Origin of the sequence: Paenilisteria portnoyi (genome assembly GCF_014322795.1) — a bacterium.
Taxonomy (GTDB): Bacteria; Bacillota; Bacilli; order Lactobacillales; family Listeriaceae; genus Listeria_A; species Listeria_A portnoyi.
Window position 1 is genome coordinate 42202 of record NZ_JAASTT010000002.1, and the last position, 14495, is coordinate 56696.

The following is a 14495-nucleotide window of genomic DNA, read 5'->3' on the forward strand; positions in this document are numbered from 1 at the left end:
TTATTCCACCCCTTCTTCAAAAACAAGTGCGCCTTCTGCAAACGTCGCGACTGGCCAACCAACACAATTCCAACCAGTAAACGGTGTATTTCTACCTTTTGATGCAAAATTTTCCGGATCAATCTTGGCTTCTTTTTCCAAATCAATGACCGTCACATCCGCGATACCGCCGATTTCAAGTACACCATACGGAAGATTAAAACACTCCGCAGGTTTCACAGTCATCCAATCGATCAATTGTTTCAGCGTCCACTCACCCGTTTTCACAAAATGCGTATAAAGTAGCGGGAAAGCCGTCTCCAAGCCAACGATTCCAAACATCGCTTTTTCCATTGGCACGTTCTTTTCCTCCGCTGAATGTGGCGCATGATCCGTCGCGATAAAATCAATCGTCCCATCAAGCAACCCTTCCAAAAGCGCCGCATGATCCTCTTTCGCACGAAGCGGTGGGTTCATTTTCCAATTCCCGATATTACCCGGAATATCCGTCTCATTCAGAATCAAGTGATGCGGTGAAACCTCCGCTGTTACCCGAATCCCAGCCCGTTTCGCATCACGAACCGCACGAACCGATTCCTTCGTCGAAATGTGGCAAACGTGATAATGACAGTTCGCCGCCTCAGCTAACAACACATCGCGTGCAATTTGAACCGACTCCGCAATATTCGGAATCCCTGCCAGACCTTGCTCTGCCGCAAAAATCCCGTCATGCACGACCCCGCCATACACAAGCGAATTATCCTCACAATGCGCCACAATCGCCATGTCCAGCGCCGCAGCTTCCTTCATCGCCTCATACATCATGCCCGCCGTCTGCACACCAACACCATCATCCGTGAACGCGAACGCACCAGCCGCCTTCAGAGCCGCAAAGTCCACCAACTCGTCACCCTTCAAACTCGACGTAATCGAAGCGTATGGCAACACGCGAACCGCCGCTGTTTCCTTAATCCGATCCACAACCTGCGTCATCACTTCCGCCGTATCCGGCACCGGTTTCGTATTCGGCATCGCACAAACCGTCGTGTACCCACCACGAGCCGCAGCAGCCGTCCCAGTCGCAATCGTCTCCTTGTGTTCCCCGCCTGGTTCCCGCAAATGCACGTGCACATCCACAAGCCCCGGTACAATCAATTTTCCAGCCACATCAATCACTTTTGCGTTCTCGTTTTCAATCCCGTCACCAATCGCCGTCACGCGACCGTCCTCAATCGCCACGTCCTTCACAACCAAATCCCCAGTTTCCGTCAACACTTTTCCATTTTTCAATACGTACATGTCGTCACCCTCGTTTCTTTATCTTGGCAAACTGCCTCTAAAATAGCCATCCGAATATATACACCGTTCGTCATCTGTTCCACAATTCGCGATTTCTCGCATTCCACCAAACTATCCGCAATCTCCACATCCCGATTCACAGGACTTGGATGCATGATAATCGCGCGCTCCTTCATCAATGCCGCCCGCGCTTCCGTCAAGCCGTACTTCTCGTGATAATCCGATTTCGTAAAACTAAGCAACCCGTCATGACGCTCCTCCTGCACACGCAAAAGCATAATCACATCCATCTGCTCCACCAAATCATCCATCGGCATATACGTCCCAAGCTCCGAACAGCTCTCACGCATCCACTCCGGCGGCCCTGCGAAAAATACCTCCGCACCAAGACGTTTCAGCGCCTGCATGTTCGAATTCGCCACCCGACTATGCACGATATCCCCCACAATCGCGACCTTCAAGCCCTTAAAACCGCCAAACTCTTCCTTGATTGTGAACAAGTCCAAAAGCGACTGACTCGGATGTTGCCCACAGCCATCGCCCCCGTTCACAACCGCAATCCCCAACTTGCGAAGTGGCTCATAATACTCCTCATCCGAATGCCTGATAACCGCCACATCCACACCGATTGCCTGCATCGTCAGCGCCGTATCGTATAACGTTTCCCCTTTGGTCACGCTCGATTTAGAAGGATCGAACGAAAGAACATCGATGCCAAGCTTCTTCTCAGCCATTTCAAAACTATTATGCGTTCGCGTGCTTGCCTCAAAAAACATATTCACCGCATACATTTGCTTTTTCGGAGTCCAAATTTCTCCTTGCTTGAAACGCCCAGCTTGGTCTAATAACTCACCAATTTCCGCTACAGAAAGCTCTTCCATCGACACTAAATCCTTCATTCGAACCGCCACCTTTTCTAAAAATTAGATACTATTTATAGGAAAACCTCTAAAAAATTGCGCTTTTTCAGAGGTTTTCTTAGATGTTATTATTTTGCAGTATGTTTTTCAGGTATAACAAGGTTTAAAATAATCCCAATTAACGCCGCCATCGCCATTCCTGAAAGTTGGAACGAACCAATGTTTATCATCAAACCACCGATTCCGACAACCAAGACAACCGACGCGATAATCATATTGCGATTCACGCTAAGGTCCACGCGACTCTCAACCATCATCCGCAAACCACTCGTTGCGATAACTCCGAACAAGAGTAAGGAAATCCCGCCAAGCACCGCAGTTGGTACCGATGTAATCACCGCATTCACGTATCCGATGAAACCGAACGCGATGGCAAACACCGCAGCCCCTCCGATAACGAACACACTATACACTTTCGTAATCGCCAGCACCCCGATGTTCTCACCGTAAGTCGTCACAGGCGGTCCACCAATGAGCGAAGCAATGATCGACGCCGTCCCATCCGCCGCAAGCGAACGATGCAAACCCGGATCTTTAAAAAAGTTACGATTCGTAATTCTATTCAAAAGCAACTGATGCCCCATATGCTCCGCCATCGTGACAAAAGCAAGCGGCGCCATCGAAAGCACAACCGTCAGCGTCACCACTGGATCCATATTCACAAACGGAATCGTGAAGTCCGGCACTTGGAACAAGCTCGCATTTTGAATCAATGTATAGTCAACGAGCCCAAACGCCATACTCACTAAGTAGCCAATGACAAAGCCGCATAGTATCGGAATAAGTCCGAAGAATCCTTTGAAAAACATCATCGCGATAATCGTCACAACTAAGGTAATCAGCGCTACTAGCAAAATTTTGTAATCATACTCGCCACCATTATTCGTCCCCATCGCCATCGCCGCAGCGCTTGGTGCAAGTGACAAACCGATAACCATAATCACCGGCCCAACCACGATCGGCGGTAACACGCGTTGAATCCATTCGATTCCCACGTAATAAACAATCAGCGCCACAATCGCGTACACAACCCCGACCGAGAACGTCCCGACCATAACCGCCCCAGGCCCCCCGCCAGATTTTGCGGTGAGTAGCATCGTTATCGGCGCTATAAACGCAAACGATGAACCTAAGTAAGCCGGAATTTTACCTCGCGTTATAATTAAGTAAGCAAGCGTTCCAAGCCCACTCGATATCAGTGCCACACTTGGATTCAAATGCGTCACAGTTGGCACAAAGATCGTCGAGCCGAACATCGTGAACAGATGCTGAATGCTAAGCACAATCCATTTATTCCAAGCCGGTTTCTCGTGAATATCCAGTACCGGTTTTACGTAATTTTCAGGTGTCGTTTCTTCTGTCATTATTCTCCCTCTTTCCGACTCTAAGTCATAAAAAATACCCCTTGCCAAATTGCGACAAAGAGCAGCTATGTACCGGATTATAGGCTAGACCTATTTCCCGTTCATCACCCTTTATCAGCCTCTCTGGACTGTTTTAAAAAAGCGTTCTTCCAGCGTATCGACAAACACTCAGCTCCGTCGTTAAAGTCTGCGCGCCGTTGCTCACATACCCAAGTATGCTCCGCGCCAGTGCTCAACTTTGCCTAGGATCTAAGCATTTGTCGACACGCTGGGGTTCGGCGAATAGTCTACGAAAACTGGTTTTTCAACATTCTGGATTATCCTATTTTATTATTGTAACAGCATCCGCCGCATGGTCGACGTCCGCCAAATGTACCTCTACCCGTTCCTCACTCGAAGTCGGGATGTTTTTACCAACAAAATCCGCTCGAATCGGTAGTTCCCGGTGTCCCCGATCCGCCAAAACCGCTAGCTGAATCCCAGCCGGGCGTCCTACATCCATCAGCGCGTCCATTGCGGCACGCACCGTTCGGCCTGTATACAGCACATCATCGACCAACACAACCTTTTTCCCATTGATATCAAAAGGAACATTCGTACCATTTAGCGACGGCTCAGAAGACTCATTTTTAAAAGTTAAGTCGTCTCTATAAAGCGTGATATCAATGTCACCGACCGGAATCGTTACATCTTCAATCTCCTTGATACGAGCCTGCAAACGATTTGCTAGGAAAATACCTCGTGTTTTGATACCGACAAGCGCCAAATCCTTCGTTCCCTTATTACGCTCGATGATTTCGTAACTCACCCTCGTAAGCGCCCGTTTTATCGCCGCCTCATCCATCACAACCACTTCTTCTGGCATTCTCTTCCCCTCCAAGCATCAATTAGACAAAATAAAAACCCTCTGCCAAGAGCGCGGCAAAGGGTATACGTACAGAATCCAATTGGGTATAGAAACACCCAACTCACGTTACCTTCTTAGCCTCTCTGGACTATGTTAAAGGACTGTTATTTAACTAGGTTTAGTTTATCGTAGTATCAGGGGTTTGTCAACTAGTTTTATCGAACACCGTAAAAAGTTCATATCAGGGGTTGAAACACTGTAAAATTAATTAAAATACGACTTTGGAAATAAGCCCCTTTTCTATTAATTCCTATGCTATAATAGGCGCACGGAAGTCTTTAGGGCGGATAAACGTTGTTGTGGGTCTTAGGAAATGTATTGTATTTCCTTAGAGCCTCAATATGAGTGCGAGCAAAGAGAGCATTCGTTCATTCTTAGCAAACTATTTCTCTTAATCTCGAACAAGACTGTTCTGCTTAGGCGTTGTCGTATGACAGTATCGGAAACATTGGCACTTCTTGCTTTGCTTTTCACGGGTGGACTTTTTCTACTCGCACTATTGATCCAGCTCCACACGCCAGACTCTCGAAAATTTCGTGACCTCCGCAAAAACCAAAGGAAGGTTTTCACTGCGCCCCCTAACAATTTCTTTCGAGCCTAACGGGCGTGTTCCACTTTTCAATCAGACATTTTTCTTGCATTTATTTGGGCAAAAAAAATAATCCCCCTAGGCCTACGAACTTAGTGGATTATTTCTCATCACGAAACGTTGTCCGCCTTAAAGCGGATTCCGTACCGCTAGTCGAAATCTGGACTAGCGGTTCTTTTTATTTCCTTTACTATACCACATTTCTCAAAAAATGTGTACCTCAACAACTTCATTCTTTCAAAGACTCTAATGCTTCCTGAAAAATCGCAGGTAATGGCGCCTCAAATTTCATTCTCTCTTGTGTTGTAGGATGCGTAAATCCAAGCTCAGCCGCGTGCAAAAATTGCCCCTCACCTTTAATTGTATTCTTCAAACCATATTTTGGATCTCCCGCAAGTGGATGCCCAATATACTTCAAATGTACACGAATTTGGTGCGTACGCCCAGTTTCTAAACGACACTTGATCAGCGTATATCCTTTAAATCGTTCCAACACTTCAAAATGCGTCCGCGACTCTTTCCCATCATTCACAACGCCCATTTTTTGACGATCTTCTTTAGAACGGCCAATCGGAGCGTCAATGGTTCCTTTTTGATGCTTAATCACGCCATGTACAAGCGCAATATATTCACGATCACTTGTTTTATCGTAGAGCTGCTCCGCCAATGATTCATGTGCTTTATCATTTTTAGCAACCATCAAGAGACCAGATGTATCTTTATCAATACGGTGCACGATGCCCGGACGAATTTTGCCGTTAATACCTGAAAGATCGTCACAATGAAATAACAAGGCGTTCACAAGCGTACCAGACGTGTGGCCTGCTGATGGATGAACGACCATACCTTGCGCTTTATTCACGACAAGTACATCGGCATCTTCATAATAAATATCAAGTGGAATATCCTCCGCAACAATATCTAGTTCTTCTGGTTCGCGAACGATATACGTGATTTCATCGCCCGTTTTACATTTGTAGTTGGCTTTCGTTTTCTCGCCGTTAACTAGGATAGCCTCGTCTTTTAGCAAGGTTTGGATGCCAGAACGAGTCATCCCAAGCAATTCTGCGAGACCTTTGTCCAAGCGTTCGTGATTTAGTTTCTCCGGAATAATTACGGTATTTTGCGTCATTTTTTCGTTCCTTTCGATTTGCGATCATCCAAGAACACGTAGACAATGAGTAAAATCACGCCTATCGTCAGACTTGCATCCGCGACATTAAAAATTGGGAAGTAATAATTTCCCCAAATTGTTTGTACAAAGTCGACCACTTCTTGATGGAGCAGACGATCGATAAAATTCCCAATCGCGCCCCCTAAAACAAATGCTAAACTTACACCTAAAAGTTTACTATTTTTCGCGTAACGTTGCATGAAGTAAATAAGTACGCCGATAACAACAAGCGTAATCAGATAGAAAAACCACATTCTTCCTTCCAAAACACCCCAAGCAGCACCAGAATTGCGATGCGAGGTGATATTTAAGAAACCAGGAATGATTTCCACAACTTCCCTTAGGTCTAAATTTTGCACGATTAGCCATTTTGTGAACTGGTCAATGACGATAATTACAAGTGCTATTAAGTAATAATAAATCACATGAATTCCTCTTTTCCTTATTTTATGTAGATAATCTGGGCCCAGAATTTTTTCTAGACCCAGATTACACTGTATCACTGCACGATAAATTGTATCAAAAATAGCGCGGCAATGATATACATGAGTATCGGTGTACGCGTGCGATTTTTTGAAAATAGTCTCAAAATCGGGTACGCGATAAATCCGACCGCAATTCCGTCGGCGATACTGTACGAGAATGGGATAATGATGACGATTAAGAGTGCTGCAAAAGTGTCGGCCGCATTGCCAAAGTCCATCTCTTTTATTTCCTGCAACATCGAAATCCCGATTACAATTAGAATCGGTGCGATCGCGCTGTTTGGAATAAATGAAATGTACGGCATCAATACGAGCGAACCTAAGAAAAAGATAGCCACCGTTACAGATGCCAGACCTGTTCTTGCCCCACTTGCCGACATCGAACCGCTTTCTAGTGCCGAAATCGTTGGGCTTGTTCCAAATAGGCCTGACAAGAAAGCTGTAAAACTACTCGCCTGTAGTACGCGTGGTAATTTCTCCGTTTGACCAAGTTGCTTCGTCTGACCAAACGTTAATCCTACCGTTTCGAACACGAGTACCATTGTTAGTGAAAACACGCTCGTCCAAAATGCCACTTGTCCTACACCAGAAAAATCAGCTTGAAACAGCACATCTTTCCACGGCGCCAAACTCATCGCATCCTTCGAAACTTCGCCATGTACGCCGAACAGAACACTAACGAGCGTTCCAATCAGTATGCTCCATAAAAACGCACCTGGTACTTTGCGCACAAGCAAAATCATCGTTAGCAAAAGCGTAATCAGCGTGGCCAGCACAAATGGATCATGCATATCGCCAAACGCTAAGATGGAATGCTCTCCGCGCGACACGATTTGTCCTTTTTCGAGACCTAGCAATACTAGAAAAAGCCCTAAACCGACTGTAATTCCTTGTTTTAAGATCAATGGAATCGTGTCGTTTAACTTTCTAGCTAGTGGTGTAAATGCTAAGATCATGAATAAGAAACCACTGACGACAACGACTGCTAGTGCTTGTTGCCATGATAATCCAAGCGTCTGCACGAAGTTGTACGCAAACAGCGCGTTGATTCCCATACCCGGCATTAAGATTAATGGCGCATTTGCCCAAAAACCCATCACCAAACAGCCTACAACCGATATAAAAATCGTTGCAAGAATGGCGCCTTGATACGGTACTCCCGCTTCTGCCAAAATCGAACTATTGACAACAATAATGTAGACAACGGTGAAGAAACCTATCATTCCAGCTAAAGCTTCCGTTCGAACCGATGTCCGATGCGCTTTCAACTGAAAGATTTTGTCCAAGAATTTTTGCATCATAATTCCTCTTTATTCAATTATCCCTCTCCCAACCCGTAGAGTCTCGCCCCTACCACGAACCCTTATTATAACAGACGCAAGCGGATTCGCATAGAGCTTTACGTTCTAGTCCAGAAAAAAACACTAACTTTCCGTGACGATGACCTATTTCCTGTGCTATAATCGGGTGTCGAACTATACATAATTAAAAGGAGGGTCACCATTTTGGAACAAACATTTACGCCGAGTGAGAAATGGCGCCAATTCTTCATTATATTTACACCTGTCGTGATTTCGCAATTAATGCTGTTTTCGATGGCTTTAATTGACACCATGATGTCTGGGCATTACTCGAACGAAGCGCTCGCCGGAACTGCCATTGGGAATTCCTTATGGGGTCCCTTTAACGCGAGCTTATCTGGCTTGTTGATGGCTGTGACGCCAATTATTTCGCAATTGATTGGACGCGGAGAAAGTCATGATATTAAAAGAACCGTGAGTAACGGGTTGTATATAGCAGTCGGTTTGGCCGCTCTACTGCTGGCGCTTAACTTTCTATTCGTGCCTTCGATTTTGAGCGCAATGGGACTCGATCCTGCCGTTGCAGATATTGCGAAACATTTTTTAAATGGGATTTGTTTTGGTATCCCAGCCTTTTTCTTTTATTCCGTTTTGCGTGCTTTCATTGATTCGCTTGGCCTGACGCGGGTCACCATGATGATTACACTAATTACGGTACCGGTGAATATTTTCTTGAACTACTTATTGATTTTCGGAAATTGGGGATTTCCTGAGATGGGTGGTGCCGGAAGTGGCTATGCGACGGGAATTACGTATTGGATCGTACTCCTTGTGACGATTATTCTCATTCAAAGTCAAAAACGATTGCGCGACTATCATATCTTTGCTGGATTCGCTAAAGTAGATTGGGAAAAAATAAAGGAGATTATCAAACTTGGCGTACCGAACGGTTTGACAATTCTTTTTGAAGTGAGTATTTTCTCGGCGGTCACTGTTTTTATGGGGCGCTTTGGGACAGACACAATTGCGGCGCATCAATCCGCTATTAGCGTACCGACGTTGCTTTACGCATTTCCGTTAAGTATCGCGGCGGCATTGACGATATTAGTTGGATTTGAGACAGGAGCGAAACGCGTGGCAGATGCTAGAAAGTATCGCCATATCGGCATGATTTCAGCGATTTCCATCGGCATATTGAATGGTATACTATTGTTCCTTTTCCGCGATCAAATCGCATTGCTATATACCTCAGATCCAAAACTTGCGGATTTGATTACGCATTTCTTAATTTACGCTATTTTATTCCAGTTTGCAGACGCCCTGTTATCCCCAGTACTCGGCACTTTGCGTGGCTACAAGGATGTTACAGTCACATCCATCGTTGCCTTTATTTCTTATTGGGTCATCGGTTTACCACTCGGACTCGCATTATCATACACCCAACTCGGACCATTTGGGTTCTGGATTGGACTTAGCGCTGGCCTATTCATCGCCGCGTTCATCCTATCTATTCGCGTCCGAATAACAGAAAAACGTTTACTAACCCAACTTAAATAACGTTTACGCTCACCTTTTTAGGGAAAAAGTATACTAATCTTAGTATGCTTTTTTGCATAGGAAAGGCAGGTTCATGATGGTACAAAAAGCAGTTCGAGACGAGGTAAGTGAACAGTTTATTGAAGATGAATTTTTTGAAAAAGGACATGTCGGTTTGAAAATACGACAATTTCTGATTACGATATTAGCGTGGATTGGTTTCTTCTTACCATTCTTACTCGTCCTATTCCCCATTTTATTTTGGCATAATTGGGCCATTGTTTTTGATGTTTTTGATTTGGCTATTCGGATTTTCAAAATCATGGACGACTTCTTATTCATTGCATTACCGCTTATTCTCATTTACTTGATTCTACTGACATTCAAAAACAACCGGCGCTACAAAAAGGTGTTACAAAAAGAAATAACATATGATGAGGAAACTTTAGAAATCAGAAAAGAAGTTGTGGAAGCCTTTATGACCGAACGATTTGGAGATAAAGCATTTCGCCAATCTCAAAAATTCGTTTCTATACCCGAAGAAAAAAATCTGAGCGATACGTGCATCAGGGATTTGTATAAAGATAGTGGGGTTGATTTGAAATGACAATTATCGATACTGGCATCCCCCTTTTAAATACCATCATCACATTCTTATTTGTCATTCTCCTTACTTATCCGATTTTAGGTGGTTTTGCGTGGTTTGTCGGCGCTTTCTGCTATACGTTTCTTTTCAAATATAGGCAAAAAGGATGGACGGATATTCCAACTGAAATAGAGCCATTCATTACCGTCATGATTCCCGCTCATAATGAGGAGATTGTTATTGAGGACACCATTGAATATTTGATGAATAAATTGAACTATACGAATTACGAAATCCTTGTCACAGATGACGGTTCAACCGATAGCACACCCGAAATTCTAGCAAGGCTCATGGAAAAATACGATAATCTGCGCGTTGTTCGCATCGAAAAAAACAAAGGAAAGGCTCATGCATTTAATATCGGCGTACATTTTGCGAAAGGCGAGTTGATTCTTAGTAATGATGCAGACACGGTTCCAGAGCCAGATGCCTTGTGGAAATATGTGAATTATTTTATCAATCCTGAATCGAGAAATATAGCTGCTGTCACATCAAATATGGACGTTCAAAATCGTTCCACACTTGTCGGGAAATCCCAAACCGTCGAATTTTCCAGTATTGTTGGCATCATTAAACGTACGCAAGCTAGCGCATTCGGTATTATTTATGCATACAGTGGCGCCAACACGATGTATCGAAAAGACGCTTTAATGGATGTTGGTCTGTTCCGTCAAGATCGCGCGACCGAGGATATTAGTATCGCTTGGGACCATCAATTTGAAGGTTGGCTCTCGATTTTTGCGGCCGATATCATTTTCTTTATGGAAGTTCCTGAGACGATGAATATGCTCTATAAACAGCGGAAACGTTGGGCAAAAGGCGGCACCGAAGTATGGCTGACCAATTTCCGCCGAGTCGTAGCACACCCCTTCAAAAACATTGGCCGGACATCTCTATGTGTCGATCAAACGTTAAGTATTTTTTGGACGTTCTTTTTCTGGATCTCTAGTTTACTTTTTGTTCTCAAGCTTTCGTATCACATTTACTTAGGTGATAAACACGATGTTTTATTCATGATTGCCGTAGCCTTTGTGTTCGTCTGCTTTGAGATGCTCGCTGGAGCCATCCAATTACTTGCAGCACTGGCAATAGACGACAAAGGTAAGAAAATGAAATACTTCCTGTTCGCGCCACTCTACTTGCTTTTTTATTGGATGATGAATGCCATAACTATCTTGATGACATTTATTCCCGCTGTAAAAACAATTCTCGGTTTCGGCACTGGTGTGTGGGTCAGCCCAGAACGACGGAAAAAACAATAACCGAAAAATGCGTATCAAAAATCGGCTAGAGATTCTTGATACGCATTTTTGGTACGCTCCAAAAGAACGACTTTTCTTAGTTTTTTAACCCCTCGTAGATTTTATCCAAATTCCAACGCATCATCTCCAAATACGAATCTCCCTCCTTGCCAATTTTCGCAGTAGAATCCGTGAATAATTTGGCTGAAATCGGTACATCCGTCTCGCTTGATACGCTTTCCATACTTCTCGGATCGACACTTGTCTCCACGAATAAAACCGGCACTTTCTTTACTCGTATCGTCTCAATAATCTTCTTCATTTGATCTGGCGTCCCTTGATTCTCCGTATTTATTTCCCAAATATAAGCTGCATCTAGCCCATACGCCGCGCCAAAATACTTAAATGCGCCTTCACTTGTCACAAGCGTTTTATGCTCCAAATCTGCAAATTTTGTCTTCGCTTCCTCATCGAGTGCATTCAGCTGTGCGATATATTTCTCAGCGCGATCCTTATAATAATCCGCATTATCCGGATCTTTTTTTACCAACGCATCTCGCGCATTTTCCGTATACTTGATGCCGTTCTGCAAATCCAACCAAGCATGAGGGTCCGTCTCACTTTCCTTCCCCTTCGCCGTCAAAAATTTCGGTGCCACGCCTTCACTCAGCGCTATGGCCTTTTTTTGACCAGAGGAAGCCATCAACCGATCAAACCAGCCATTTCCAGTCTCCAGATTGAGCCCATTATTAAAAACTACATCCGCGTCCGCCATTTTTTGCACATCTTTCGGCAACGGATCGTACTCATGCGGGTCCGTCCCAGTTGGCACAATGCTATATAAATCAATTTTATCGCCGCCTACCTGTTTCACAATATCATACAAAATCGAATACGTCGTCACCACTTGCAACTTATCCGAATTCGCCTTCTTCTCGTTTCCACCACACGCCACAAACAAACCGACGCACAATACAATCATCCCGGCTAAAACTGCTTTCTTCATTGTTTCACGCTCCTTCTTCCAAAAATAATGCCTTGTTTTGGTGAAAATAAAAACACGATAATAAATAAAGCTGTTGCTGCGAGTACAATCGACGCTCCCGATGCCAAGTTATACATATAGCTAAAATACAATCCAATCACCGCGCTCACCGCACCAAATCCCGCCGCCAGAAACAGCATGACAGAGAGACGATTCGTCAGCAAGTACGCCGTCGCTGCAGGTGTAATCAACATCGCGACAACAAGAATTATCCCCACAGTTTGCAGCGACGCAACCGTCACCAGCGTCAACAACGTCATTAGAAAATAATGCAACATCCGCACTTTTAAGCCATAACTTTCTGCCATCGTCGGATCAAATGAACTAACCAACAATTCCTTATAAAACAACGCGACCAGCAGAATAACGAGCGTACCGATTCCAAACGTGATCCACATATCACTACTCCTAACCGCCAGCACATTCCCAAACAAAATATGATATAAATCCGTCGAACTCTGCGCCAGCGAAATCATAATAATCCCGAGCGCAAAAAACGAACTAAACACAATCCCAATTGCCGTATCATTTTTAATCCGGCTATTTTGATTCACAAAACCGATGCCAAGCGCTGCCATAATGCCAAAAGCGGTCGCACCTAGAAAGAAATTGAGCCCCAACATATATGAAATCGCGACCCCAGGTAAAACTGCATGAGAAATCGCGTCCCCCATTAATGACATCCCCCGTAAAATGATAAAGCTCCCAATTACACCAGAGACAACGCCAACAACAACCGAAGTTAACAACGCCTTTTGCAAAAATTCATACTGCATCAAACCTTCTAAAAATAACATCACTGAGCGCCTCCCCATCCGAATCCTTGTCCGTAAGTTTTTAAAATATTCGCTTCCGTGAACGTTGCTTCCGTTTCGCCATATGCCATTAATTGTTGGTTTAACAGAATACATCGTCAAAGTATCGCGCCACCTTGTGAAAATCGTGGTGGACGACAATCATTGTTTTACCTGCATCTCGCAATTTTTTCAATACTTCGACAATCAATGCTTCACTTGTCATATCAATGCCAACAAATGGCTCATCTAATAGAAAAATATCCGCCTGTTGCGCGAGCGCCCGTGCGATGAAAACCCGCTGCAATTGACCGCCTGAAAGTTCGCCAATTTGACGTTTTGCAAAATCTAGCATTTCGACTTGTTCCAGTGCTGTCCGCGCAATTTCGCGTTCTTTTTTCCTTGGTAGCTTGATGAGGCCAAGTTTTGGATAGGTGCCGATGAGAACGGTATCCTGCACCGTGATTGGGAATGTTAAGTCTACTGTATTTCTTTGGGGAACGTAAGCGATTTTGCCACGTATAGCCTCGATTGGGCGCCCTCCCCAAGTTACTTCACCCGATTCGCGGGGGATTAGCCCGATTAAGCCTTTTAGAAATGTTGATTTTCCTGCGCCGTTTGGTCCGATGATTCCTGTCATTTTTCCTAGCGATATTTGAAGGGAGATGTTCTCCACGACACGTTTCTGGCCGTATGATATGGATAGATTTTCGACTAGCATTGGCATCACCTTATTTCTATCAGATTATTTTAGTCAGAACTAAAAATGTTTCCTTAGAGCAACTTTATGATTAGTATAGCCTATATTTTTGGTTTTGTAAAGGAGGTTTATTGCAATTTATTTAGAAAATTGGATATAAAAAAGGATGAGAACCGATCTTTCGTTAGAAAGGGCGGTTCTCATCCTAGGAATGTATTTTGTTGTGGCTCTTATGAAGCATTTTCTGCTGAATTAGAGCCTCAATATGAGTACTGTATTCGTTCGTTTAGCGCTAACTCCTTGGTCGGGCTAGCTCCTCGAAATTTTCGGGCCCTTCACAAAAAACAAGTGCGGTTTTTTATTGCGGCCCCTAACAATTTTTTCGCGAGTTACTTACTACTCACTGTTTTTCATCGTTCCTAACTCGGCGTTCGTTTGGCGCTAACTCTTTGATCAGGCTAGCTTCAAGAGCCAGCCTCTCGGAATTTTCGTGGCCTCCGCAAAAACCAATCATA

Annotated in this window: 12 protein-coding genes and 1 pseudogene; 3 read left to right on the forward strand and 10 right to left on the reverse strand. The window is 44.3% G+C overall.

Going from position 1 to position 14495, the window contains the following annotated elements:
* The 7 genes from HCJ66_RS01655 to HCJ66_RS01685 form a co-directional block, all read right to left on the reverse strand.
* Complete coding sequence (locus tag HCJ66_RS01655) at positions 1 to 1278, reverse strand: dihydroorotase (RefSeq protein WP_187131595.1); 1278 nt, start codon at positions 1276 to 1278, stop codon at positions 1 to 3.
* Positions 1266 to 2177, reverse strand: a complete 912-nt coding sequence (locus tag HCJ66_RS01660; RefSeq protein WP_036060049.1) for an aspartate carbamoyltransferase catalytic subunit — start codon at positions 2175 to 2177, stop codon at positions 1266 to 1268. The genes HCJ66_RS01655 and HCJ66_RS01660 overlap by 13 nt, the downstream gene beginning before the upstream one ends.
* A gap of 89 nt (positions 2178 to 2266) precedes the next feature.
* A complete protein-coding gene (locus HCJ66_RS01665; RefSeq protein WP_187131596.1) occupies positions 2267 to 3562 on the reverse strand; it encodes a solute carrier family 23 protein in 1296 nt (431 codons plus the stop codon).
* A 322-nt stretch (positions 3563 to 3884) separates the two neighbouring features.
* A complete protein-coding gene (gene pyrR, locus HCJ66_RS01670; RefSeq protein WP_181675290.1) occupies positions 3885 to 4427 on the reverse strand; it encodes a bifunctional pyr operon transcriptional regulator/uracil phosphoribosyltransferase PyrR in 543 nt (180 codons plus the stop codon).
* A gap of 860 nt (positions 4428 to 5287) precedes the next feature.
* Positions 5288 to 6190 (reverse strand): RluA family pseudouridine synthase, encoded by a 903-nt coding sequence (locus tag HCJ66_RS01675; protein ID WP_187131597.1) that lies wholly within the window; start codon positions 6188 to 6190, stop codon positions 5288 to 5290.
* Positions 6187 to 6654, reverse strand: coding sequence for a signal peptidase II (gene lspA / locus HCJ66_RS01680; protein ID WP_187131771.1), 468 nt, complete (start codon positions 6652 to 6654; stop codon positions 6187 to 6189). The genes HCJ66_RS01675 and lspA overlap by 4 nt, the downstream gene beginning before the upstream one ends.
* 77 nt (positions 6655 to 6731) lie before the next feature.
* Complete coding sequence (locus tag HCJ66_RS01685; RefSeq protein WP_187131772.1) at positions 6732 to 8015, reverse strand: NCS2 family permease; 1284 nt, start codon at positions 8013 to 8015, stop codon at positions 6732 to 6734.
* A gap of 207 nt (positions 8016 to 8222) precedes the next feature.
* Between HCJ66_RS01685 and HCJ66_RS01690 the strand changes: the two genes are divergently transcribed.
* From HCJ66_RS01690 to HCJ66_RS01700, 3 genes are all read left to right on the forward strand, one after another.
* Positions 8223 to 9575, forward strand: coding sequence for an MATE family efflux transporter (locus HCJ66_RS01690; RefSeq protein WP_187131598.1), 1353 nt, complete (start codon positions 8223 to 8225; stop codon positions 9573 to 9575).
* 73 nt (positions 9576 to 9648) lie between these two features.
* On the forward strand, positions 9649 to 10161 hold the full coding sequence (locus HCJ66_RS01695) for a hypothetical protein (protein WP_187131599.1): 513 nt from the start codon (positions 9649 to 9651) through the stop codon (positions 10159 to 10161).
* Complete coding sequence (locus HCJ66_RS01700; protein ID WP_187131600.1) at positions 10158 to 11462, forward strand: glycosyltransferase family 2 protein; 1305 nt, start codon at positions 10158 to 10160, stop codon at positions 11460 to 11462. Before HCJ66_RS01695 ends, HCJ66_RS01700 begins: the two co-directional genes overlap by 4 nt.
* Positions 11463 to 11538: 76 nt before the next feature.
* Here the strand turns inward: HCJ66_RS01700 and HCJ66_RS01705 are convergent, their stop codons facing one another.
* The 3 genes and pseudogenes from HCJ66_RS01705 to HCJ66_RS01715 all read right to left on the reverse strand — a co-directional run bounded on the left by HCJ66_RS01705 (position 11539) and on the right by HCJ66_RS01715 (position 14001).
* Positions 11539 to 12447 (reverse strand): metal ABC transporter substrate-binding protein, encoded by a 909-nt coding sequence (locus tag HCJ66_RS01705; protein ID WP_187131601.1) that lies wholly within the window; start codon positions 12445 to 12447, stop codon positions 11539 to 11541.
* Positions 12444 to 13283, reverse strand: a complete 840-nt coding sequence (locus tag HCJ66_RS01710) for a metal ABC transporter permease (protein ID WP_187131602.1) — start codon at positions 13281 to 13283, stop codon at positions 12444 to 12446. The genes HCJ66_RS01705 and HCJ66_RS01710 overlap by 4 nt, the downstream gene beginning before the upstream one ends.
* A pseudogene (locus tag HCJ66_RS01715) lies at positions 13283 to 14001 on the reverse strand (metal ABC transporter ATP-binding protein). The gene HCJ66_RS01710 and the pseudogene HCJ66_RS01715 overlap by 1 nt, the downstream one beginning before the upstream one ends.
* Positions 14002 to 14495 lie beyond the last annotated feature (494 nt).